Source organism: Corynebacterium occultum, from assembly GCF_009734425.1.
In the GTDB taxonomy this organism is placed as follows: domain Bacteria; phylum Actinomycetota; class Actinomycetes; order Mycobacteriales; family Mycobacteriaceae; genus Corynebacterium; species Corynebacterium occultum.
Map to the genome: position 1 here is coordinate 2170452 of NZ_CP046455.1, position 22705 is coordinate 2193156.

The 22705-nt window shown below is 63.7% G+C and carries 22 protein-coding genes; 8 read left to right on the forward strand and 14 right to left on the reverse strand.

Features of this window, described 5'->3' with window-relative positions; genetic code table 11:
- Positions 1-5: 5 nt before the first annotated feature.
- Genes COCCU_RS10045 through COCCU_RS10060 form a run of 4 tightly spaced genes read right to left on the reverse strand, consistent with a single transcriptional unit; the run spans position 6 to position 4085 of the window.
- On the reverse strand, positions 6-941 hold the full coding sequence (locus COCCU_RS10045) for a nitroreductase family protein (RefSeq protein WP_156231378.1): 936 nt from the start codon (positions 939-941) through the stop codon (positions 6-8).
- On the reverse strand, positions 941-2029 hold the full coding sequence (locus tag COCCU_RS10050; protein ID WP_156231379.1) for a GNAT family N-acetyltransferase: 1089 nt from the start codon (positions 2027-2029) through the stop codon (positions 941-943). The genes COCCU_RS10045 and COCCU_RS10050 overlap by 1 nt, the downstream gene beginning before the upstream one ends.
- Entirely contained in the window at positions 2026-2478 is a 453-nt protein-coding gene (locus tag COCCU_RS10055) for a hypothetical protein (RefSeq protein WP_156231380.1), read from the reverse strand. Before COCCU_RS10055 ends, COCCU_RS10050 begins: the two co-directional genes overlap by 4 nt.
- The gene (locus COCCU_RS10060; protein ID WP_156231381.1) at positions 2475-4085 is read right to left on the reverse strand and encodes a phenylacetate--CoA ligase family protein; all 1611 of its coding nucleotides are present in this window, start codon (positions 4083-4085) and stop codon (positions 2475-2477) included. Before COCCU_RS10060 ends, COCCU_RS10055 begins: the two co-directional genes overlap by 4 nt.
- Positions 4086-4287: 202 nt before the next feature.
- On the opposite strand from COCCU_RS10060, the gene brnQ reads away from it, so the two are divergent.
- Together brnQ and COCCU_RS10070 are read left to right on the forward strand one after the other, a co-directional pair.
- Positions 4288-5676, forward strand: coding sequence for a branched-chain amino acid transport system II carrier protein (gene brnQ, locus COCCU_RS10065; protein ID WP_156231382.1), 1389 nt, complete (start codon positions 4288-4290; stop codon positions 5674-5676).
- Positions 5677-5755: 79 nt separating this feature from the next.
- The gene (locus COCCU_RS10070; protein ID WP_156231383.1) at positions 5756-6769 is read left to right on the forward strand and encodes an LLM class flavin-dependent oxidoreductase; all 1014 of its coding nucleotides are present in this window, start codon (positions 5756-5758) and stop codon (positions 6767-6769) included.
- Positions 6770-7068: 299 nt separating this feature from the next.
- Here COCCU_RS10070 and COCCU_RS10075 read toward each other — a convergent pair whose 3' ends face one another.
- Genes COCCU_RS10075 through COCCU_RS10080 form a run of 3 tightly spaced genes read right to left on the reverse strand, consistent with a single transcriptional unit; the run spans position 7069 to position 8670 of the window.
- Positions 7069-7590, reverse strand: coding sequence for a hypothetical protein (locus COCCU_RS10075; protein ID WP_156231384.1), 522 nt, complete (start codon positions 7588-7590; stop codon positions 7069-7071).
- Between the two features lie 31 nt (positions 7591-7621).
- Positions 7622-7744 carry a hypothetical protein gene (locus COCCU_RS14850; protein ID WP_269434456.1) on the reverse strand — a complete coding sequence of 41 codons (123 nt, stop codon included), beginning with the start codon at positions 7742-7744 and terminating at the stop codon, positions 7622-7624.
- Between the two features lie 5 nt (positions 7745-7749).
- On the reverse strand, positions 7750-8670 hold the full coding sequence (locus COCCU_RS10080) for an AEC family transporter (protein WP_156231385.1): 921 nt from the start codon (positions 8668-8670) through the stop codon (positions 7750-7752).
- A gap of 16 nt (positions 8671-8686) precedes the next feature.
- On the opposite strand from COCCU_RS10080, the gene COCCU_RS10085 reads away from it, so the two are divergent.
- Entirely contained in the window at positions 8687-9508 is an 822-nt protein-coding gene (locus COCCU_RS10085) for a GntR family transcriptional regulator (RefSeq protein WP_231598736.1), read from the forward strand.
- Between the two features lie 8 nt (positions 9509-9516).
- Here the strand turns inward: COCCU_RS10085 and COCCU_RS10090 are convergent, their stop codons facing one another.
- The 6 genes from COCCU_RS10090 to COCCU_RS10115 form a co-directional block, all read right to left on the reverse strand.
- On the reverse strand, positions 9517-10500 hold the full coding sequence (locus tag COCCU_RS10090; protein ID WP_156231386.1) for a zinc-binding dehydrogenase: 984 nt from the start codon (positions 10498-10500) through the stop codon (positions 9517-9519).
- 1 nt (position 10501) lies between these two features.
- Positions 10502-11179, reverse strand: a complete 678-nt coding sequence (locus tag COCCU_RS10095) for an HAD hydrolase-like protein (protein WP_156231387.1) — start codon at positions 11177-11179, stop codon at positions 10502-10504.
- A 66-nt stretch (positions 11180-11245) separates the two neighbouring features.
- Entirely contained in the window at positions 11246-12835 is a 1590-nt protein-coding gene (gene phnE, locus COCCU_RS10100) for a phosphonate ABC transporter, permease protein PhnE (RefSeq protein ID WP_407924171.1), read from the reverse strand.
- 86 nt (positions 12836-12921) lie between these two features.
- Positions 12922-13788, reverse strand: coding sequence for a phosphonate ABC transporter ATP-binding protein (gene phnC, locus COCCU_RS10105; protein ID WP_156231389.1), 867 nt, complete (start codon positions 13786-13788; stop codon positions 12922-12924).
- Positions 13789-13797: 9 nt separating this feature from the next.
- Positions 13798-14736 (reverse strand): phosphate/phosphite/phosphonate ABC transporter substrate-binding protein, encoded by a 939-nt coding sequence (locus tag COCCU_RS10110; protein ID WP_156231390.1) that lies wholly within the window; start codon positions 14734-14736, stop codon positions 13798-13800.
- A gap of 243 nt (positions 14737-14979) precedes the next feature.
- Positions 14980-16095, reverse strand: coding sequence for a TIGR03364 family FAD-dependent oxidoreductase (locus COCCU_RS10115; protein ID WP_156231391.1), 1116 nt, complete (start codon positions 16093-16095; stop codon positions 14980-14982).
- Positions 16096-16323: 228 nt separating this feature from the next.
- On the opposite strand from COCCU_RS10115, the gene COCCU_RS10120 reads away from it, so the two are divergent.
- The 5 genes from COCCU_RS10120 to COCCU_RS10140 all read left to right on the forward strand — a co-directional run bounded on the left by COCCU_RS10120 (position 16324) and on the right by COCCU_RS10140 (position 21949).
- Positions 16324-17091: a GntR family transcriptional regulator gene (locus COCCU_RS10120; protein WP_156231392.1), complete on the forward strand. Its 768-nt coding sequence runs from the start codon at positions 16324-16326 to the stop codon at positions 17089-17091.
- A 78-nt stretch (positions 17092-17169) separates the two neighbouring features.
- Entirely contained in the window at positions 17170-18693 is a 1524-nt protein-coding gene (locus COCCU_RS10125) for an ABC transporter substrate-binding protein (protein ID WP_156231393.1), read from the forward strand.
- Positions 18694-19662, forward strand: coding sequence for an ABC transporter permease (locus tag COCCU_RS10130; RefSeq protein WP_156231394.1), 969 nt, complete (start codon positions 18694-18696; stop codon positions 19660-19662). It begins immediately after the preceding gene.
- Positions 19659-20483 (forward strand): ABC transporter permease, encoded by an 825-nt coding sequence (locus COCCU_RS10135; protein ID WP_156231395.1) that lies wholly within the window; start codon positions 19659-19661, stop codon positions 20481-20483. The genes COCCU_RS10130 and COCCU_RS10135 overlap by 4 nt, the downstream gene beginning before the upstream one ends.
- Entirely contained in the window at positions 20483-21949 is a 1467-nt protein-coding gene (locus COCCU_RS10140) for a dipeptide ABC transporter ATP-binding protein (RefSeq protein ID WP_156231396.1), read from the forward strand. The genes COCCU_RS10135 and COCCU_RS10140 overlap by 1 nt, the downstream gene beginning before the upstream one ends.
- Here the strand turns inward: COCCU_RS10140 and COCCU_RS10145 are convergent.
- The gene (locus tag COCCU_RS10145; protein ID WP_156231397.1) at positions 21924-22583 is read right to left on the reverse strand and encodes a hypothetical protein; all 660 of its coding nucleotides are present in this window, start codon (positions 22581-22583) and stop codon (positions 21924-21926) included. The two genes, COCCU_RS10140 and COCCU_RS10145, sit on opposite strands and share 26 nt — an antisense overlap.
- Positions 22584-22705: the final 122 nt, after the last annotated feature.

The following is a 22705-nucleotide window of genomic DNA, read 5'->3' on the forward strand; positions in this document are numbered from 1 at the left end:
CGGTGTCACCCGCGTCCCGGGTCTTGGAGCCGGGAACTCCAGGGCACCCTGGTGGTGGAGACCCCCACGCTGAACACCGCGAAAGCACCGGGTGGGAGTTTTGCGGCGGTGTCCGGGTTGTCCTTGATCTCCGAGTTCACCGACACCCGCAGTCCCGCCCTGGCCAGCAGCAGCCAGCAGCGCAGCAGATCCCGGCCACATTCAATCAGGGCAGCCGGGTCGGTGGTGTCCCCCGCGCAGAGCACCACCCGACTGGGTGGCCGCAGGCTCCGGCTGTAATACAACCGCGCCAGCAGGGGCTGCCAGACCCCGGCGGTGCGCCGCAGCCCCGGGGAATTCAACAGCCTCCGCCCCAGCCGTGCCAGGCCGGGGGATATCCGCAGACAGTCAGCGTTGAGACCATCCCGGTGGTAGGCAGGATCGGTGGGGTCCAGCCGGAGCCAGGACACTGTCTCCGCCAGGATTTCCGGGGTACGTGCGATATCCAGTGCGGTCCGGTTATGCAGTTTCCGCCAGGTCCGCTCCCCCATCATCTGCGCCACCGCGGTGGTGGCCAAGAGTCCGAAATTCTCCAGGGCATGATGCAGCGACACCTCATCCTTGACCAACCTGCCCCGGTCAACCTGTCGGGCGGCCACCTCCCGGGGAGTGAAATCCCGGTAGGGTTCCGGCCCCACCTGGATCTCCACCACCAGCGCTGCACCCCGGCCGGACACCTGCAGGCAAAGTTCGCGTTGCAGGGCGATGGCGAAGGCCTCCACCCAGGCACCCAGACCCAGCACGGTGTCCTGGTGGGTGGGGTCCGCCAGGGGCAGGGTACGTGCCGGATCCACCCTGAGCCGCACCTTCTCCCCCTCCTGTTCCACCGCCCAGGGCTGGGTGTTGTGCGCGGAGGGGGCGCGCCCCGCCAGGGTGATCGCGGCGTCGATAAGCTGCTCCATCAGCTCAGCTCCCTCCGGTAGAAACTGATGGCGTGCAGCCGATGCCCACCGGCCTTCTCAAAGACCCTGGCCGAGGCGGGGTTGTCCCGGCCGATGAAAGTCACCCGCAGTTGCCGATAACCACCGGCCCGCAGATTGGCGTAGAGCTGCCGGGTCAGCAGGGACAGCAACCCCTGACCCTGGTACTCCGGCAGGGTGCCCTGGATGATCAGGACCGCATCCTTCGGACGATGTCTGAGCAGACGCAGCAGCTCCGGCAGGCCCAGGCGGCCACCACGACGCCGCAGAATCCCCACCGGATCGGGGATCACCAGCGCAAAACAGGCCAGCTCCCCCTCGATTTCCACCAGGGGGATCAGCTTCGGATCCATCAGCAACTCCAGCCCGGAGGTCTGGGACTTCATCTGTGCCGCAGTGATCGGGGTGAAGTAGGGCAACTGCTCAAAAGAGGCGTTCAACGCGGGCAGCAACCTTTTCGCCAGGCCGAAACGGCCCGGGTAGCGCAACCTCGCCCGCCCCCACTCCGCCGCCGTCGGGGCCGACACCTCCGGGATCTGCGGCACCTCCCAGGTATCCGCCTCACCCCAACGCTGATAACCCGCCGCCTCGAGGGCCTCCGGGACGGCCGGACCATTCCAGGTGGTGTCCATGAAACCGGGATGCTCGAACCCCGCCGTCACCGCCCCACCGGTGACATTGGGCAACGGGGTCACCGGGCCGAACACCTGGGAACATCCCGCCAACCGCCCCCGCACCTCCACCTCCGCAAGCAACGCCCGGACCACCTCCGGGTCCGTGGCATCCAGGGCGCCGAAAAGCTGCGCCCGGATACCGAGCTTGGTGTCCAGGGCGGCGGAACGGTGCGTGATGGCACGCCCCACCACCTCTCCCCCGCGCCGGGCCAGCAGCAGATCAATGCCGGGGAACCAGCCCCGCCCCCGGAACCACTGCTTGATGTCCGTGGCCAGCAGGGGCACATGCCTGCGGCGGTACTCCTCCCCGAGATGCAGCGGCAGGTCAATGAAGTCCCCCAGTTCGGAGAGTTCACGTACCGGGGCCACGGAAATCGCTGCCGCGCCGGGGTTCATGCACTGCCTCCGGCGGTGGGCGGGCCCTCGTCCTCATCGCCGATGGGACTGAAGTTCCGGATCATCCCCAACTCCCCCGTCGCCCGGTAGACACCATTGGTGTAACCCCATTCCTCCGCATCCAGGATCCGGATGAAACCACCCTTGGCAGGTGCCTTGTCCCCACCACCCACCAGCCAGGTCATGATCTTTCGGTGTGCCGGGGTGCGGGCGAAATCCATCAGGGAGTCACGGTCCTGGAAGCCGACCATCAGTCCGATGCCCAAGGGGAACTGATAGTAGGAGCGGTGCCAGAGATAACCCGGATGTTTTTTGAGTGCCCGGGCCACCGGCGGCCATTGTCGCAGCTGGCCCAGCATCCGCAGCGGACTGGTGTAACGGTTGCAGCCCAGGAAGAAACACTCCGCCTTCGCCTGGGGTGGTCCGGCAGAGAAATCATTGGATCTCATCGCTGGCCTTTCATCAGGTAGGTGTTCTTGATCTTGTTCTGATCCCCGGCGAAGGGGCCGGCACCGAAATCATGGATCTCCACCCGGATATCCGCGGCACTGGGATCCTCCTCCACTGAGGAAAGGAAATCCCGGGACACGGTCCTGAGGTGTGCCACCACCCCCTCCTGCAGCTGCCTGGACATCTCCTCCCGCTCTGCGTCCCCGAACCCACCCGGAGGCAGGCGGGAAGCCTCCCGGAGTTGGACGTGGATGGTGGGACGTTGTTCCAGCTCCCCGATCTCCACCAGTTCGGTGCGGAAGGTGTCGATCAGCGGAGCGTACTTCTCCGAACCATAGAGCCCGTTCTCCACATCGAGGGGGTAGATATTGGCCCCCATGTAGGAGACGGTGGCATCGGAACGGCCGAAGAGGAGCAGGAAGGGCAGGCGCATCCGTTGGGCCCGGAAGGCCTTCTTCGCCTTCGCCGCCACCTTGGGGAAGGGCCTGAGCAGCTCCATCATCTCGGGAAAGCTGAGCAGCCGGGCTTCATCACCGATGTTGTAGCGCAACCGGGGACTCATCACCGCGGCATTGTTGATGGTGACCACCAGGTTGTCATCCTCGATGGTCTCCAGGTAAGTCTCCAGGGGGTTGTACTGGAAGATCATCGGGGTGCGGGATTCATCCTCACCGAGCAGGGCGACCCGCAGCTCCGGGTCGGACAGACCCTTGCGGATCACCACTGAAAGATCCGTTTCCCCCGCCATCCCGATGGTCAGGTCAGAGGCACCGTAACCGGAGTAGACGAATCCGAGACGCTTCTCCAGGTATTCGCGCAGCCCCTCGGTCATCGCCTCCCCACCGACGAAGGCGTTGATCTCGAAGCGGGCCCAGCGCCCTGGTTCCTGGTCCATGCGGTCCACCAGGTGTTTGAGGAAGGGTGGGTAGGCGGTGATCAGGTAGGGGAAACGCGGCCCGAAGTGTTCCATGGTGTCCAGGATCTTCTCCAGGTCCGGGCCGGTGTTCTTGACCATGGCGGTCTTCGCCATCGCCAGACCGGTGTTGGTGCCGGTGGCCCAGGCCCCCATGGAAAAGGCGTTGATGCAGAAGATCTCCCCGGTGCCGAAGGTCATCGTGGTGAAACCAGCCATGTTCTTGTGCACGGTGTGCAGTTCCCGCTTGGAACGCATCCAGTTATAGGGTTTGCCGGTGGAACCGGAGGATTCATCCACCACGGTGCCGGCCACCCGGATCCGGCCATTCCAGCAGCGGTCCGCCTCCTCATAGCGGGCGACGTAGGTGTCCTTGGCGGTGATGGGGTAGCTGGAGAGATCCCACCACTTGAACTCGAAGTCATTCTCCGCGAGGAAGTCATGGTAGGCGGGAACGTCCAGGTAGGCGTGCTGGCAGATCATCCAGGCGTTGAGCCGGGCTAGGTCCTCGAGTTTGGGGCTGTAGTTTCGGGCGGTGAAACGCCAGATCGCGGGGTGGACCCGGTAGAGGTTGTAGGCCGCGGTGAGCCCGAAGTTGGCTACCCGGAGGAAGGCCTGCCGGGCAAGGTTGACGGGCTTACGGGGAATGGGCAGGCGCCTCAGCTTCCGCGCTTTCTGCTCGGTATCGGCCATATCTGAAACCATATCCAGCTGTGCCGGAGCTCACAACCGTTCCACCAGGTGGACGGGGGTGGCCTTTTCAGATTTCCCCCGGGCCTCTTATCCGCCCATCTGCGCAGGTGGAGGGAGAGCCTGATGAGTTGGGTTCCAGCCCATGGGATGAAGTACTCTTAGCTGCACTTCCTTATCCCGTCTATTAGTCAGGTTTCCCCACATGTCGAAACCCCAGGTGGCTTCGAAAGCAAGCCCGGTGCTCCTCGCCATCACGGCGATGATGCTGTTCTCGATGTTCTTCGGAGCCGGTAACCTCATCTTCCCGCCCGCACTGGGTGCGCAGGCCGGTGACAACTTCATCCCCGCCATCCTCGGCTTCCTCGGCACCGGTGTGGTGCTGCCGGTGCTGGCGATCATCGCGATCGCCCTCTCCGGCAAAGATGTCCGGGACATGGCGCGCCGCGCCGGCCCCCTCTTCGGTATCGCCTTCCCGGTGCTGGCCTACCTCTCCATCGGCGCTTTCTACGCCCTGCCGCGTACCGGTGCGGTGAGCTACTCCACCGCCATCCAGCCGGTCTTCGACACCGAGGGGATGCTCATCTCCGGCATCTTCAACTTCGTGTTCTTCGGCATCGCCCTGGCTCTGTCCTATAACCCGAACTCGATCGTCAACAATCTGGGTAAGTTCCTCACCCCGGTGCTGCTGGTCCTGCTGGTGCTGCTGGTGGCCCTGGCGGTGTTCAAGTTCGACGGCACCCCGGGTGCCGCGAATGAGAAGTGGGCGGATGCCCCCTTCCCCACCGGCCTGGTCGAGGGTTACCTGACCATGGACTCCATCGCGGGTCTGGCCTTCGGCATCATCGTGATCTCCGCCTTCAAGTACAAGGGCATCGCCGAGGGCAAGCCCCTGGTCAAGGCCACCATCTGGGCAGGTGTCATCGCCGGCATCCTGCTGGGCCTGATCTACATCGGTCTGGGCTATATCGGTCAGATCATCCCGAATGCCGCACAGTACTCCGATGGCGCCTCCCTGCTGGCGGATGCCGCACTGCAGCTGATGGGTGGCCCCGGCCAGTTCATCTTCGGCCTGATCGTGCTGCTGGCCTGCCTGACCACCGCCGTGGGCCTGATCGCCGCCACCAGTGAGTTCTTCGAGACCATCCTGCCGGGCATCCACTACAAGGCCTGGGCGATTTTCTTCTCGCTGATGTCCTTCGCCATGGCCACCCTGGGTCTGGACATGGTGCTGGCGATCGCCGCCCCGGTGATCGGTTTCCTCTACCCCTCCGCGATCACCCTGATCTTCATCAGCCTGCTTCAGCCGATCGTGCAGCGCAAGCTCTACTTCCGCTGGACCTTCCTGATCGGTGTCTGGGCCGCCGTGGTCTGGGCCGCCCTGATGACCTTCAACAACCTGGGCTGGGGTTCCGCCTTCATCGGCCCGCTGATCTCCTGGTCGCCGCTGCATGAGGTGGAGATGGGCTGGGTGCTGCCCACCGTCATCGCCACCGTCATCGGTCTGCTTATCGACGTCGCAAAGCCCACCCCGGGCCCGACCTCCCCCTTCGATGAGGTCCAGACGGCACAGCCTGCTGAGGCGAAGGCCTAAAACCTCCTCGGGGAATATTTCCACCTCCGGATAAGTTGGGGTCTATGACCACAACTGTCTCCGGAAGGTGGATTTTTTCTTGTCTGTCCCGCTCTCATTGATTGATTTCTGTCATATCTACCCCGGGGAAAACGCCTCCCAGAGCTTCGCCCGCTCAGTGGCCATGGCGCAACGTGCGGAGCAGCTCGGGTTCTCCCGCATCTGGTACTCCGAGCACCACAACATGAAGCACATCGCATCCTCCGTACCCTCGGTGCTGATCGCCCACATCGGTGCCCAGACCGAGAAGATCCGGCTGGGTGCCGGTGGCGTGATGCTGCCCAACCATGCCCCCTACGCCATCGCCGAGCAGTACGGCATGCTCGCCGAAATGTACCCCGACCGCATTGATCTGGGACTCGGGCGTGCCCCCGGCACCGACATGAACACCCTGCGTGCCCTGCGCCGGGATCCCTCATCCTCGGATAACTTCCCCAATGATGTCGTCGAGCTCAACGGCTACCTCAGTGGCAACTCCCGCATCCTGGGTGTCAACGCCATCCCCGGTGCGAACACCAACGTGCCGCTCTATATCCTTGGTTCCTCCACCTATGGGGCGCAGCTGGCCGCGAAACTGGGACTGCCCTACTCCTTCGCCTCCCACTTCGCCCCCGCCCACCTGCAAGAGGCGGTGAAGATCTACCGGGACACCTTCCAGCCCTCCGAAACCCTCAAGGAGCCCTATGTCATTGCGGCGGTCAATGTGATCGGCGCGGACACCGAGGAGGAGGCGGACCGCCGCGAGGAGGGTATACACCGCCAGCGGGTCCGTTCCATGGCCGGTCGGGGTCGCTTCTTCAGTGAGGAGCAACTGGATCAGATCATCAACTCCTACCAGGGGCAGCAGATCATCGAGATGCTCTACTTCACCGCCAAGGGCACTGCACCGCAGATCCGGGAACAGCTGGAGCGTTTCACCGAGCTGGCCCAGGCTGATGAGCTGATGATCTCCCTGCAGGGCACCACCCAGCCGGAGGCCATGGAGTCCATGGAGATCCTGGCCCAGGCCTGGGAGCTGGACCCGGAAAACACCGCCGGCGTACCGGGACGCTGATCCGGTTTTAACTGCTCACCCCCTGGTGTCGGTGCTTTAGCTGCCGGCGCACCTCCCCAAAGCTGGAGGTGTGAGCGGGGATCCACCGGGGCACCCCCCCAATCGGCTGCAAACTGGCTCATCTGAAGCTAATATTTTCATGGAACGGCACACGCGCCTAGAAGCGTGTGCCGTTCCATTTTTCTCTTCCCCCACAGCTCATCCCCCAGGGAGAGTATTCCTGCGACAGCCAGCACCCCCACTCCGCGCCGACCCGGTGCTGAAGGGCCTGCTACCAGATCTGCGGCAGACGGGGCCCGTTAGAGCACCCCGAGTTTGTCGATCTGAACCTCTCCCCGCCGGGCTTTGATCAACTCGGTCAGTTCAAAGGGCCGCGGGGTGACATCATCGGGCAGCCGCACCGAGTAGGAGGCCACCTGCTTGAGGAAGTGCGGCACCCGTTCGGGGACATGATCCGGCAGCAGGGTGATGTAGGTGGCTCCCCGGGACCAGAGCTGCACGGTATCCAGTTCCTCCAGGGGGAAGCTGACTCCGCTGTGCGGGATCTTCACCACCTCACCGATCTCCAGGATGGGCCGGGAACGCCGGTAGAGCACCACCGCCAGGGAAAGCACGGCGGCGGTGATACCCAAGGCTGGGGCGAGGGCGGCGATGGCGTAGGCGTTCTGCCAGGTCCCACTGCTCTGCCGGGATCTTTCAGTCAGCAACCCGTAGAGGATGGGAAGGAGGAGCACCACGAAAATTATGCAGACCGCCACCGCCCGGGAGCGGGCAAGGGCGGCGGCGCGACGGCGCACCGTGATGGGGCTTCTCGTGGTCATGATGGGCTTGATTCTAGGAGAAGGTCCCAGGCTATGTGAACTGCAGCGCCGGTTGCCCACCCCGCAGGTATTCCCGCACCTTGGGGTTGCGGCCACCGAATTTCCGGACCTGTCGGAGTGGACGGTGGCGGGGTACGACGGTGGTGAGGTTCAACTGCTTCAGCCCAGCAGGAAGGAGATGAGCACCAGTACCGGCACGCAGGCCAGGGTGGACACCAGTCCGGCGTCCCGGGCGAGGTTCTCGGCGGTGCGGAAACGCAGAGCATAGGCATTGACATTCTGGGCGGTGGGCAACGCGGCGAGCACCACGGCGGTCAGCAGGGCGTGTCCTTGCATACCGAAGATGTAGTGCGCCATCAGGCCGGCGATGATCGGCATGAGAACCACCTTGAAGAGGGAGGCCAGGATGGCGTCGCGGGCACCTTCCCGCAGCACCGGTGCACCGGCCAGGGACATGCCGAAAACCAGCAGAGCCAGCGGGACGGAGGCCCCGGCGAGGATGCCCACCGGTTCGGAGATCAGCTGCGGTACGGGGATCTCAAGGAAGGCGAAGAACATGCCGATGATCGCAGCGATGACCATGGGGTTGGTCAATGGGGCCTGAATCAGGTTGCGCAGCAGGTTCGACTGCTGGGAGGAGTTGACCGCATCCAGGATGGTCAGGGTGATCGGGGCGTAGAAGGCCACCTGGAAGAGGATGACGGGGACCACTGCGGCGGCATCATCAATCACATAGACCGCCAGTGGGATACCGAGATTTCCGGCATTGGCGTAGGAGGCCGCCAGCATGCCGATCAGGCTGTCCGCGGTGTTGCGCTGCAGCAGGGTGCGGCAGAGCAGGAAGAAGAGGAATCCGGCGAGCAATGCGGAGGCCACGATCACCACGAAGTTCGCGGAAAATATTTCGGCGGGGTCGGTGACTATCAGTCGATCGAAGAGCAGGGCCGGGGTGGCCACCAGGTACACCAGGGAGGCCAGCGCCTGGCGTCCACCGGCGCCGAGGCTGTTGCGCCGCCCGAGCACATATCCGACGAAGACGACGAGGAACACGACCGCGAAACCCATGAGTACCTGTTGCACGAAAGGCTATTCTTCCATGACTTCCCCGGCGCGGTACCGGGGCCCGCTTTGTGACGCCCGGGTGGGTCCGGCCCAGGAAATCCAGGCCCGGGTCTTTGTTGATGTGGGATACTGGGGCATGGCGGAAACACCGAAGCCGTTACCGAGGCCGACGCTGACGGAACAGGTCATGGACTATGTTCGCGGGGCGGTCGCCTCCGGTGAGATCGTGGCCGGGGCGTGGTACAGCGTGCAGCAGCTCAGCGAGGTGCTGGGCATTTCCAGGAGCCCGGTCCGGGACGGTCTGCTGCGGCTGGAGGAGTCGGGGTTGATTCAGTTCACCGCGAACCGTGGTTTCCAGATCGTGTCCAGTTCCCCGGAGGATATCGCCGAGATCTATGCTCTGCGGCTCGGTATTGAGGTCCCGGCTGCCCGGCGGGCCGCCCGGCAACGCAATGTCGCCGATCTGGGGGAGATCGACCACCTGGTGGAGCTGATGTCCCAGGCGGCGGATATCGGCGAGGCGGAGGAATTCTTCCGCCACGAAAGGGCCCTGCATGATCTGATCCTGCGGCTGGGTCACAGTGAGAGGGGTGCCCGGCTGGTGGCGCAGCTTCGTCCCCACACCCGGCTGATCGGCCGGGAGGTGATCACTCCCCGGCGTTCACTGCACCATGTCCTCCAGGAGTTCGACGCCCTCCTGGTGGCTCTGCGGGAACAGGATCAGGTGGCAGCAGGTGAGGCGATGCGCAACCACCTCTGCAGCACCGGGATGGAACTGCTGCAGCAGGCGGTGGAGTTAAACGGTGGCCAGGCCCAGCCGAGGCAGATCTGGAAGACCTACACCAGCGGGCTGTGAGCTCCGGTTCAGATCCGCACCAGGGTGCGCAGTCCCTCGTGGGGGTGGGTGAATTCCTCGGCCAGCTGATCCAGGCTGATGGGACCACTGAGGATCTCGTCCCAGGGCAGTTCTGCTTCGGTGAGGAAATCCACCGCCTGCTGCAGGTGGCGGGGTTCATAGTTGTGGACCCCGGTGACGCTGCGCCAGCCCCGCACCAGCCATTCCGGGTTGATGTCGATGTCACCGCCCGGTGCCACGCTGCCGGCCAGCACGGCGGTGCCGCCGATGCCGAGGGATTCCACACAGCTGCGGACTCCGGCGGTGACCCCGGAGTATTCCAGCGCAATATCCATCTCAGTGTCCCCGTTCCAGATATGTGCTCCGAGTTGCTCAGCCAGTGCGGCACGCTCAGGTGCCGGGTCGAAGGCATGTACCTCGGCGGCTCCCCTTTTCAAGGCGGCGGCCACGGCACTCAACCCCAGCATCCCCAGCCCATTGACCAGGATTTTTCTTCCTGCAATGTCCCCGGCGGCATCCAGGGTGGCCATTACGGTGGCCACGGAACAGCCGGCGATGGCGGCAACCTCATCCGGGACCTGTGTCGGGACCGGTACCACGGTCACCCCGGCCGGCAGCAGGATATGGGAGGCGTAGGTGCCTGAGAGCGGCCACTGGCCTTCGTAGGATTCATGTCCGACCTTGGTGACCTGGGTGCATTTGGCGCTCAGTCCACGACGGCAGTGGTCGCAGGTCCCGCAGATCGAGGTCACGCTGAACACCACCCGCTCCCCTGCCCCGGGCCCGGCCACGATCTTTCCGACGCCCTCATGACCGAGGATGGAGGGGCAGGCACCACCGCGGCGCCCGGTGACGGTGTGCCGGTCGGAGCCGCAGACCGCGGCCATGTGCATCTCCACCAGTCGTTGCCCGGCCATGAGCTCCGGGGTTGCCACCTCGACCGTCTCAAAGGTGTTGCCACCGGTCCACACCTGTGCCTTGATCCGGGACAAGCTAGTTCTCCTGCTTCTTCAGTTCCTGCGGCAGGACCGCCACCGAGTCCACCACCAGGTGGGCACCCTCGGCCTGGAAATCCTCCCGGGTCAGGTGACCGGTGAGCACACCCACCGAGGTGACCCCGGCTTTGAGTGCGGATTGCACATCGGCGGAGGTGTCGCCGACGCTGATGACCTTGGTTGGGTCGCTGACCCCGACATCCGCCATGACAAGCTGGATCAGGTCGGGTTCCGGGCGGCCCTGCGCCACCTCATCGCCGGCGCGGGAGGCATCGATGGTCTCCCCGATCTGCCAGCCCATCTTCGTCAGGATCAGGTCGGTGATTTCCCGGGAGAAACCGGTGGTCAGGCCGACCTTCATGCCCTCGGCGCGGAAGGTTTCCAGGGCCTGCTCAATACCCGGGAGCGGCTGCGGGGGGTTCTCGGTGTAGGTGCGGTGCAGTTCCTCCCGGAACCAGGCCCAGGCGTTGTCGTGGATCTCAGGGGTGGCTTCCACCCCACCGATCTCCAGGAGTTTGCCGATGGCGTAGTACTTTTCGGTGCCCATGAACTGCTGGAACTGCTCATCGGTGTACTTCGCCCCTTCCCGCTCGGTGGCCTCGCGCAGAACGCGGTAGACCTCGTCACGGTCGTTGATGGTGGTGCCTGCCATATCGAAGACGGCGAGTTCAAACATGTTTTTCTCCTTGGGGAATGAGGGGGGTTGTGCGGTGTCTCGGGGACACCGGCTTCAGGGGAGGTGTCAGCGGACGACGCGGCGCAGCCACATGGACAGGCCTTCGACGATCAGGACCACGGCGACCATGAGGATCAGGACCATGGTGACCACATCAAATTGATTGATCCGGGAGGCGTTGAGCAGTAGGAAACCGATGCCACCGGCACCGACGACACCGAGCAGGGTGGCGGAACGGATATTGGTGTCAAGCAGGTACATGGTGTGGGCGACCATGGCGGGAGCGGCCTGGCGGATGGTGGCGGCGAAGAACACCTGCATCTCACTTGCGCCGGCGGCACGCATGGATTCCTGAACCTTGGTGTCGGTCTCCTCCAGGGAGTCGGCGATGAGCTTGGACAGCAGTCCAACCGCACCGACGGACAACGCCAGGGTGCCGGCCACACCGCCGAGACCGGAGATCACCACGAAGATGATCGCCAGAATAAGTTCCGGGATGCCCCGGACGACGACGATGATCATGCGGGAGGTCTGGTAGACGTATTTATTGGCGGCCACATTGCGGGCGGCCAGGATACCGATCGGGATGGCGATGACACCACCGATCAGGGTGGCTGCCAGGGAGATCTGCAGGGTGACCAGCAGCTGTTCCAGCATATTGGGCAGGGAACCACCGGTGGAGGGCGGGAAGAACAGTGCCAGGGTGTCCGGGATCTCCAGCAGACCATTCCAGAGATCGCTCAGGGAGAGGTTGACCCGCCAGGTGGCGGCCACCGCCAGGACAATGATCAGGGCGAAGGAGAGGAATTTCCGGAACCGATCCATGCTCCACGGCGGGGTGAGTTTGAGGTCATTGACCCCCGGCTCACGTCCCTGGTTGAACATGCGGTCCACCCAGGTGCCGCCGCTGATCCCGGTGCCGGTGCTACGCATCAGTGCCGCCCGGATGGCACCTGAGATCAGCTCAATGATGATGCAGAGCGCCAGCACGATCAGCGCCAGCGCCATACCCCGCTGGTAGTCCATGACCCGGAGGGAGCTGGCGATGGCCAGGCCGATACCGCCGACCCCGACATATCCCAGCAGCACCGAGGTACGCAGGTTGATGTCGAAACGGTGCAGCGCGGTGGCGATGATCTGCGGCATCAGCTGCTGCGGGATGGCACTGAGGATCTGTTGTCCACGGCTGGCGCCGGCGGATGCGAGGGACTCCCGAGGGCCGTCGTCAAGTTCTTCGATGGCATCGGCGTAGAGCTTGGCCACCATGCCGACGGAGTGGATGCCCATGGCGACGATGCCGGCGGTCGCGCCCAGGCCGAACATGCGGAGAAAGATGATGGCCAGCACCAGATCCGGGATCGCCCGGCAGAGCACGGTCAGCGCGCGAGCCACCCACTGTGCCCCCTTGCCGGAAGTGGTGGTGCTGGCGGCGAAGAGTGCGGTGGGGACCGAGAGGATCACCGAGAGCAGGGTGGCCAGGAAGACGATGGCCAGGGTCTCCGCCACCAGGGAGATGCCCTCCATCAGGGGCGGGAAGTCCAGGGGGAACATTGCCCCGAGGAAATTCACGGCATTGTCGAAGGAATTGACGATGGTGTTGATATTGATGCCCAGCGAGTTGATGGACCAGACACCACCGAGGATCAGTGTCAGCATCACCACCGTGGCGGCGATGCCTCCGCTCGAGGGCCTCGGCCGGACCGGAAGCTGTGGCCCCGCGGGAAGCTGCTGCAGGGTGCTCATCAGCGCACCCCTGCCCCATTGGTGTGGCCCCGCAGCGGGGAGGAGTTCTGCTCAGCTTCATCAATGTCCATACCGGAGACGCTGGAGTAGATCTCGGAGGCCTCCGCGGCGCTGAGACCGGAGGTACCCCGGTCGAGCACCACCTTTCCACTGCGCAGGCCGACGATACGGTCGGCGAAGTCAATGGCCAGCTGTACCTGGTGCAGGGAGCTGATGACGGTGAGGTTGTCCTCCTCTGAGATCTGGCGCAGCAGGTTGATCACCTCCAGGGAGGAAACCGGATCGAGGGAGGCCACTGGTTCATCGGCCAGCAGCACCCTGGGGTGCTGCATCAGGGCGCGGGCGATGGCCACGCGCTGCTGCTGCCCACCGGAGAGAGTGTCGGCCCGCTGGTAGGCCCGGTCCGCCAGGCCGACGCGGTCCAGCTTCTCCATGGCTTCCCGACGCACCGACTTGGGGTACATCATCAGTGAGATCCGGGGGCCACGGAGGGAACCCAGCTGGCCGGTGCAGACATTCTCCAGTACGGACATCGGACCCACCAGGTTGAAGTGCTGGAAGATCACTCCCACATCACGGCGCAGGCCACGCAGTTCCTTCTTATTCAGCGACACCAGGTCTCGGCCGAGCACCCTGACATTTCCGGCGGTGGGACGTTGCAGTCCGTTGATGTGGCGCAGGAGGGTGGACTTGCCTGATCCGGACAGTCCCAGCAGGACGGTGATCCCACCAGTCTTGAAACCGAGGTTAACGTCATCAAGGCCGAGTACTCCGCCGCCGAAGTCCTTGCTCACATGCTCCAGCTGAACCGTGTAGATCTGGTCGATTTCCTGCTGCAACTGGGGGCTCTTTTCATTCTCCAACATCGTGTTTTCCTAACTGACGTTCTTGCAGGCTTCAGCCTGGGTGATTTCGCAGACCTCACGGATGGCGTCGAAGTCGGAGTCATCGACCGGCAGGAAACCGTACTGGATCTCCTCCGGCAGGGTGCACTCCTCCTCGGAAGCACAGATGCCGGCCTCGACCAGGGCCGGGATGTTCCCCTTCTCCTCGAGGATGTTGATGATCTGATCGGCAAGTTCCGGCTCCAGGGAACCGTGGTTGACACTGATCGGGTCTTCAGTGATCGGATCAGACTCCCAGACGGCGACCAGGGAGCCCGGCTCCACCTGACCGGACTGCTCCAGGGTGTTGAGCATGGTGTCGTGGGCGAAGGCGATATCGCAGTTCTCGGAGGAGAGGGACAGCAGGGAGGCGTCATGGCCACCTGCCAGGATCTGCTGGATGTCGGTGTCCATGTCGATGCCCACATCCATCAATCCCTTGGAGGGGATGAGGAAACCGGAGGTGGAGGCGGCGTCAACGAAGCAGACGGTCTTGTCCTTGGCATCCTCCAGGCCCTTGATCTCGGAGCCCTCACGAACATAGGCCAGCGAGGTGTAGGCCGGGGCCTGTGCCGGATCATCTGTCGGGGAGACGACGGCTTCCATGTCGATGCCGGAGTCCTTGCCGATGACATAGGCGAAGGGCCCGAAGGAGGCGATATCGATCTGGCCGGCACGCATGCCCTCAATGACGGCGGCGTAGTCCGAGGCGTTCTGGAAGACGACTTCCCGGCCGGTTTCCTGGGCGATCAAGGTGGTGATGTTCTCGAAGGACGACTCCAGGGTGGCGGCGGATTCGGAGGGAACCGCTGCGAAGGTGATGGGGTCCTCTTCCGGGGAGGAACCGCAGGCCACCAGAAAAGGGATGGTCATGGCGGCGACAGCGGCAACTCGGCTGGCACGGGAATTGAGGATCGGGGAGAGCTTCATGGAGGCAGAGCCTTTCAGGTCCTAGAGGAAAGCAGGGGGATGAGCGCAGGCGGGGAGGTGGCGGAAGGAATATTGCGAGGAACTTCGGCGGGCAATCCAGTCATGGCGGCCCAGGGGGGGGCTCTGCCAGGTGACACGCTGTCTCACTGGATTCGATTGTGAACCATCCCAGCCAAGTTGTCTAGACAACTCTGAAGAGTTCACTTAGTGGTAACTGAGGTTTATCTTCCGGTTGGCATTGGCCTAGAACTGGACACTTTCGCCATCCAGAATTAAGCGGGCGATCCCGAAGGAAAGGGTCATCCCGATGCCGGAAGTCACCACCGCGATAGTCGTCTTTTCATCAGGACGCTCCAGAACCAGGTTCGTGCTGACGCTGTCCGCATACCTGCCGAGCCAGCGCTGCTTGACCACCGGACGTTCAATGCCCAGCAGTGAGGTGGCCCGATCCAGCAGCAGCTGGGCAACCCCCTCATCAATGAAGGGTTCCGGTGAATGGGCATAGGCATGGGAATCGCCGATCAGAAGCCCTTCCGGAATATCGGTGACCATGAGATTGGCGACACAGCCAACCAACTCCGGCTCACGCTCCGCAAGTTCCGCCCGCAGCGCAGGCGCACCGGGCAGGGCCGTAAACCCGTCATAGCGGGTGAGAGAGGTTCCACTGAGCATCGCTAGCCCATCGGGAATCCGAGCGGGCTTTTCAATCAGGGACATGGCCAGCGTGCAGACCCGGACCCCACGGTCTTCAGCGAGCTCCGGAAAGAGTCCGCCCAGCTCATAACCGGGGCACACCACTACCTCGGCTGCATGAAATTCCCCACGGTTGGTGACGACCACCCCATCCTCCACTGCGGTGACCTGTGTTTTCCAGCGAAACTCCACTCCCCTACCCTCCAGCCAGGCAGCTAGTTTCGGAGCAGCCTCCCGCGGATTGACCCGCATATCACGGGGCAACCAGGCTCCGCCGAGGGCCGGGAGCCCAGGGTTTCCCAGGGCCCGGCCCACCTCCTCCCCCGAGAGGAGCTGAACCTGCCCACCACCACGATGTTCGGCAAACTCGCGGAGCACCTGCAACTCCGCCTCGGTCACGGCCGGGATGTAGGTACCGGTTTCCGCAGCCCAGATACCGGTTGCAGCGGCAGCCTGCAGCCAGCCCTCGCGGGCCATCTCAGCCACCGGCTGGATGATGTCGGCCTGGCCGGTGAAGCAGGCATGGCCGAAGTTCTGGATGGAGGAGCCGACGGGATGGTCGGAACGGTCGATGATGCAGACGGTGCGCCCCTGCTGATGGGCGAGGAAGGCGGTGGCCAGTCCGAGAATTCCGGAACCGACGATGATGAGATCTCTATTTTCCATGTTTCCCATCATGATGCTTCGCCATCCGCTAAGCTAACTTGTATGTACAAGTTTCTCATCTGTTCATCCAAGCTTCAGGACGACTTAAAGTTTCCCCTGAAAAATAAAGCCGGAAAACGGGCGGACATGCCAAGCCAGACACATTTCTCCTCCTCTCCTATCAGGGTCAGACACTAGGAAACCACCTGACAACCACGACATCACCGCAATCCCTGAAGGCCCTCCCCCATGACGAACAGTTCAAGCGTGCAGCAGCACGAACATATCGCGCACTATCTGCGCTCCGCCATTAAAGAAGGCACCTTCAGCACCGGGGATCCGCTTCCCACCGAAGCCGAACTCAGCCGCAGATTCGAAACCTCCCGCGGCCCGGTCCGCCAGGCCATGTCCACGCTCCGCGCCGAAGGGTTGATCTCCTCCGGCCGTGGCCGTCGCTCCGTGGTGCTGGACAAGGTGTCCACCCAATCCTTCGATGATGTGATCTCCTTTTCCCAGTGGTGCCGCAAATCCGGCATTCAGCCTGGACAGAAAACTCAGTGGGTCGCCCGGCGCAAGGCGGAAGCTGCGCTGGCCGCCCAGCTGGAGATCTCCGACTGCGACCCGGTGGTCTCGGTCTACCGGCTCCGCCTCATGGACGGGGCACCTGCGATGGTGGAACGCCTGAATTACCCCTTGTCGGTGGGGCGTCATGTCCTGGCCTTCGACACCGATGCCGGTTCGATCTACCAGGAGCTGATCGATAACGGGGTGGACATCAACCACGCCACCCGCACCATCGACGCGGTCGGCGCCGACCAGGAAGACGCCGACCTCCTGGAGGTACCGGTCGGCACTCCCCTGCTACGGGTCCGCCGCCGGGCCTTCACACTGGAGGGCACCCCGGTGGAATATTCCGATGACCGTTATCTTCCCTGGAAAGCGAGCTTCACCATGAACTCCACCAGGGAGCATCCCAATGCCCTCTCCATGGTCTCGGATGCCAGCTACGTGAACTGAGCAGCTGAGCGAACCACACACCCCCATCGAGGAGCGCCCCGAATTTTCCCTCCCGGTTCCGGCAGCTAGCCTGAGATTATGAGCAGAACTGTCCGCCGGTGGGGTGGCCGCGTCGTGGCGGTCCTCAGCGCTATCACGCTGACCGCCTGCAACGCCGGTTCCACCGCGACATCCATAGGCCGGATCAGCGGGCCGGAAACCATTGTCGTCGGCACCACCGCCGCCCCGGCTTCGCTGGATTTCACCACCACCGGGGGCGCCGCCATTCCGCAGGCATTGATGTCCAATGTCTATGAGGGTCTGGTCCACATCGACGCGGACGGGGAGATCATCCCGCAGCTGGCCACCTCCTGGGAGGTTTCGGCGGATGGCCGGGAATACACCTTCCAGCTGCGGGAAGAAGTGACCTTCTCCAATGGGGATCCCTTCAACGCGGACAGCGCGAAGTTCTCCATCGATCACGTCCAGAGCGGGTGGAGCAATGGCCTGGCCGCCCAGATGGACGTGGTCGCTGACACTGAAGTCCTGGATGAATTCACGCTGCAGGTCACCCTGTCTGAACCCAGCAATAACTGGCTCTGGTCCATGGGCACCCTGATCGGGGCGATGATGACCCCGAGCGGCATCGACACCCTGGCCACCGACCCGATCGGCACCGGCCCGTACACCGTGGTGCAGTGGGCGGTCGCGGAATCCATCACCTTCCAGGCCAACCCGGACTACTGGGGGGATCCCCCGGCCTCTGACACTGCGGCGATCCGCTACTTCGCGGATGCCACCGCCACCACCAACGCCCTCCAATCCGGGGACGTGGATCTGGTGTGGGCCATGCCCGCCCCAGAGTTGTTGGACAACCTGCCTGAGCAATACCGCGTCGAGGTGGGCACCACCAATGGTGAACTGTTGTTGAGCATGAACAATAATGTGGCCCCCTTTGATGATCCGCGGGTCCGACAGGCCGTGATGTACGGGGTGGACCGCCAGGCGATCATCGACCTGGTCTATGAGGGCTATGGCACCGACACCGGTGGCGCCCCGGTGCCACCCACCGATCCCTGGTTCGAGGGCACCGACTTCTACCCCTTTGACCCGGAGAGGGCCCGTCAGCTGCTGGCTGAGGCAGGGATCGATGAAAGCAACAACCAGGTCACCATCTCGGTGCCCACCCTCCCCTATGCCGAGGCCACTGCGGAGGTGCTCTACTCCCAGTTGCGTGACATCGGATTTGAGGTGCGGCTGAAGTCCACTGAATTCCCGGCGGTCTGGCTGGCGGAGGTGATGGGTGACCAGAATTATCAGATGTCCCTGATCGCACATGTGGAGGCCCGGGACATCCCGGTGCTCTTCGGCAATCCCGACTACTACCTCGGTTTCGATTCCGCCGAGGTACGCGAAGAACTCGCCCTGGCGGCCAGCGGTCCACTCTCCGACCAGGAGGCGCATATGCATGCCGCCGTCGCCGGGATCATGGCGCAGGCCGGCGCCGGCACCTTGCTCAATGTCCCCAATATCGTGCTCAGTTCCCCGGGGATTTCCGGGGTGCAGGCCGATGTGGTCACCGATGCCCTGCCTCTGGCCGGGATCTCCAAGGCGGAGGACTAGATGCAGCTGATCTTTCGTCACCTGGCCAGATTCCTGATCACCCTCTTCATCGCCAGCATCCTCATCTTCGGGCTGATGCGCGCCATCCCGGGGGATCCCGCCCAGATCGCGCTCGGGGTCAACGCCACCCCTGAGGCGGTGGCCGCACTCTCCACCCAGCTGGGCACCGACCAGCCACTGATCCAGCAGTACTTCTCCTGGATCAGTGGACTGCTGCGCGGTGAATTCGGTATCTCACTGAGCAGCCGGGCCGATATCTCCCCCCTCGTGGTGGATCGGGCCCAGGTCAGCCTCATCCTCTGCGGCACCGCCATGACACTCTCCCTGCTGATCGCCGTGCCGCTGGGGGTCTGGGCAGCCAGGCGGGCCCGGCGGGCAGATGGTCTGCTGATCACCGCCGGCAGCCAGATCGGCATCGCCATCCCCAGTTTCCTGGCGGGTGTGCTGCTGGTGGCGGTGTTCGCGGTGCAGCTGGGCTGGTTGCCGGCCAATGGTTGGGTGCCGCCGGCGGTGGATTTCGGGGAGTTCCTGCGTCGCCTGATCCTGCCGGTGGTCTCCTTGACGGCGGTGCAGGCGGCTATCCTGACCCGTTATGTCCGCTCCGCGATTCTTGAGGTGATGAATGAGGATTATCTGCGCACCGCCCGGTCCAAGGGGATGTCGTTGACCCAGGCGCTGCGGGTCCACGGATTGCGGAATGCGGCCCTACCGGTACTGACTGTCACCGGTCTGCAGTTGACCAGCCTGATCGTGGGTGCGGTGGTGATCGAGCAGGTCTTCGCGCTGCCGGGCCTGGGGTCGATGCTGCTGGATGCGGTGGGTAACCGGGATCTGATCGCGGTCCAGACCATTGTGATGCTGCTGGTGTTGTTCACCCTGACGGTCAACCTGATCATCGACCTGAGTTATTCACTCCTGGATCCCCGGATCAGTGCCACCTCGGAAACCCGACGGAGGGCAGATCGATGAGTGTGCTGCGCAGACTTCCCTGGACCGGGTGGATCGGCCTGAGCCTGGTGTCCCTGGTGGTGTTGGCCGCCCTGCTCTCCCTGGTCTGGACCCCGCATGATCCGGTGCAGGTGGTGCCCACGCAGCGCCTGGCTGACCCCTCTGCGGAGCATCTCCTGGGCACGGACCGTTTCGGGCGGGATGTGTTCTCCCAGATTCTGGCCGGTAGCCAGATCACCCTGCTGGTGGGTCTGGTCGCGGTGGGTATCTCCGCTCTGGTGGGTACCCCACTGGGAATCTGGGCGGGGATGCGTCGCGGGTGGGTGGAGACCCTGGTGATGCGGGGGTCGGACCTGTTGCTGGCCTTCCCTGCCCTGCTGCTGGCGATTGTCGCGGGAGCGGTGTTCGGGGCGTCAACCGTGACGGCGATGGTGGCCATCGGTATCGCCGGCATCCCGGCTTTTGCCCGGGTGTCGCGTTCCGGGACGTTGCAGGTGATGACGCGGGATTTCATCGCGGCATCGCAAAGCGCGGGACGTCCGGCAGTGGAGATCGCCCGTCGACATGTGCTGCCCAATATTGTCGGCATGCTTATCGTGCAGGCTTCGGTGGCTTTTGCCCTGGCCATCCTGGCGGAGGCGGCGCTGAGTTTCCTGGGGCTGGGCACTCCCCCACCGGAACCCTCCTGGGGCCGGATGTTGCAGACCGCCCAGGCCTCTCTCGGTTCGGCCCCGCAGCTGGCACTGTGGCCCGGGTTGGCGATCGCGGCCACCGTCCTCGGTTTCAATGTGCTTGGCGACGGCCTCCGTGACGCCCTCGACCCGAAGGAAAGGCGAGGTTGATGCTCAAGATCGAAGATCTGCATATCGCTGACCTGGTCCATGACCTCAACTTCGAGATCGGGAAGGGGGAAAGGGTCGGCCTGATCGGGGAATCCGGATCCGGTAAATCCCTGACCGCCCTGTCCATCATGGGGCTGCTGCCCCGGGAGCTGGCCGCCACCGGCCGGGTCGAGTTCCAGGGGCGTAATCTACTTCAGCTTAAGGATCGGCGGCTGCGCCAGATCCGGGGCGCGAAGATCGCGATGGTCTTCCAGGAACCGATGACCGCCCTGGATCCGCTGATGCGGGTGGGCCGGCAGGTGGCTGACATGATGCGGGTACATGGTGTTTCCCGGCACAACGCACAACAGCGCGCCCGGGAACTCTTCGCCGATGTGGGCCTCAAGGTGGAGAAAATGCGTTCCTTCCCGCACCAGCTCTCCGGTGGGCAACGCCAACGTGTGCTGATTGCCATGGCCCTGGCCAATGATCCGGAGCTGCTGATCTGCGATGAGCCCACCACTGCCCTGGATGTGACGGTGCAGCGCCAGATTCTTGAGCTGATCTCCCGACTGGTGGAGCAGCGTGGCATCAGCCTGCTCTTCATCACCCATGATCTGGGGGTGATCAGCCAGATCTCGGAGAAAGTGGTGGTGCTCAAGGAGGGGCGGACGGTGGAATCCGGCCCCACCGCCCAGGTACTGGTGAAACCAGCCCATGAGTACACCGCTGCGCTGGTGGCCGCCTACCGGCCGGGGGAGAACTTTCCGGTGACTACCCCAGGGGAGCCGATCATCATCACCGAGGAATTGACCCGCTCCCACCGTGGTATCCCCGCCCTGGACCGGGTTTCCCTGACGGTCCGGCGCGGGGAAAGGCTGGGTGTGGTCGGTGGGTCCGGTTCGGGTAAAACCACCCTGATGAAATTGATCGCAGGTCTGGATCAGCCCACCTCCGGCACCGTGAGGGTCAAGGCCAGCACCCAGCTGGTCTTCCAGGATCCGATGTCCTCCCTGGATCCGAGGATGCGGATCTTCTCCTCCGTGGAGGAACCCCTGCTGAGCACCGAAATGACCAGGGCGGAACGTGCCGCCCGGGTCCGGGAAGTACTCACTGAGGTGGGTCTGCCACCAGATGCCGCCCAACGCTACCCCCACCAGTTCTCCGGTGGGCAGCGTCAACGGATCTCCATTGCCCGGGCCCTGGCACCCCGACCAGATGTGCTCTTGGCCGATGAGGCGGTCTCCGCCCTCGATGCCACCGTCCGGGCCCAGGTGTTGGCGCTGCTGGATCAGCTGGTGGAGGAATATGGTCTGACCCTGGTGTTCATCTCCCATGATCTTTCAGTGGTGCGTCAGGTCTGTTCCAGGGTGGTGGTGCTGAACCAGGGGCAAGTGGTGGAGGAAGGAGATATTGCCAGCGTGTGGGAGAACCCCCGGCATGAGTACACCCGGGCGCTGCTCACCGCCGTGCCGGCGCTGGATTAACTCCCGGGATGGTCTGTTTCGGCTGCTCCCCGGCAATCCGGTGGAGTGCCTGAAGATGTGCCTCCAGTGCCCAGGCCCCACCCACGGTGAGATAGACCCAGCCACCCAGACCTTCCTGCCGGATGCCGAAGTCCCGCTGCCAACGGAGATAGCCCACGGCCACCAACCGGTGGAGAACCTCCTTCACCTCCTCTTCGCTGAGCCCCAGTTTTTCCTGCAGCAGGCAAATGTTCATCTCCCGGGGCCCCTGCTCACCTTCCACCGCGTCGACGGTGCGAAGTGCGACACAGCAGTGCAGCCGGCCAGGCTGCTGCAGCACCGGGTTCAGGCCAAGCACGGGGTCAGCACTGCCCGGGATGGTGGGAAATCCCGGGGCACCGGTGATGAGAGAACCTGAACCATCCACCTGGTTCACCCGGCAAGCCCCATAAACGAAGAGGGCACCGATCACGCCGAACAATGCCCCCAACCATCTGGGTTCCTGGGGTATGAAGATCACCGCCGGGATCCAGAGCACAACTCCCACCCAGGTGGCTGCGGCCACAGAATCGGGGTGCTGCCAGGAAGGACCATGAGAGTAGGGATTGCACAGTCGCTTCCGCAGCAGCAATACCAGCACTATGAACAATCCCAATAAACCGAGTTCGGGAATCAGCGCTCCCCAAGCCTGGACACAGAGATAACAGCCGATCAGCAGGGCACAGCAGATCTTCGTCCACCTGCACTGGCACCAATTCAGGCTTTCCCGGATCCGCT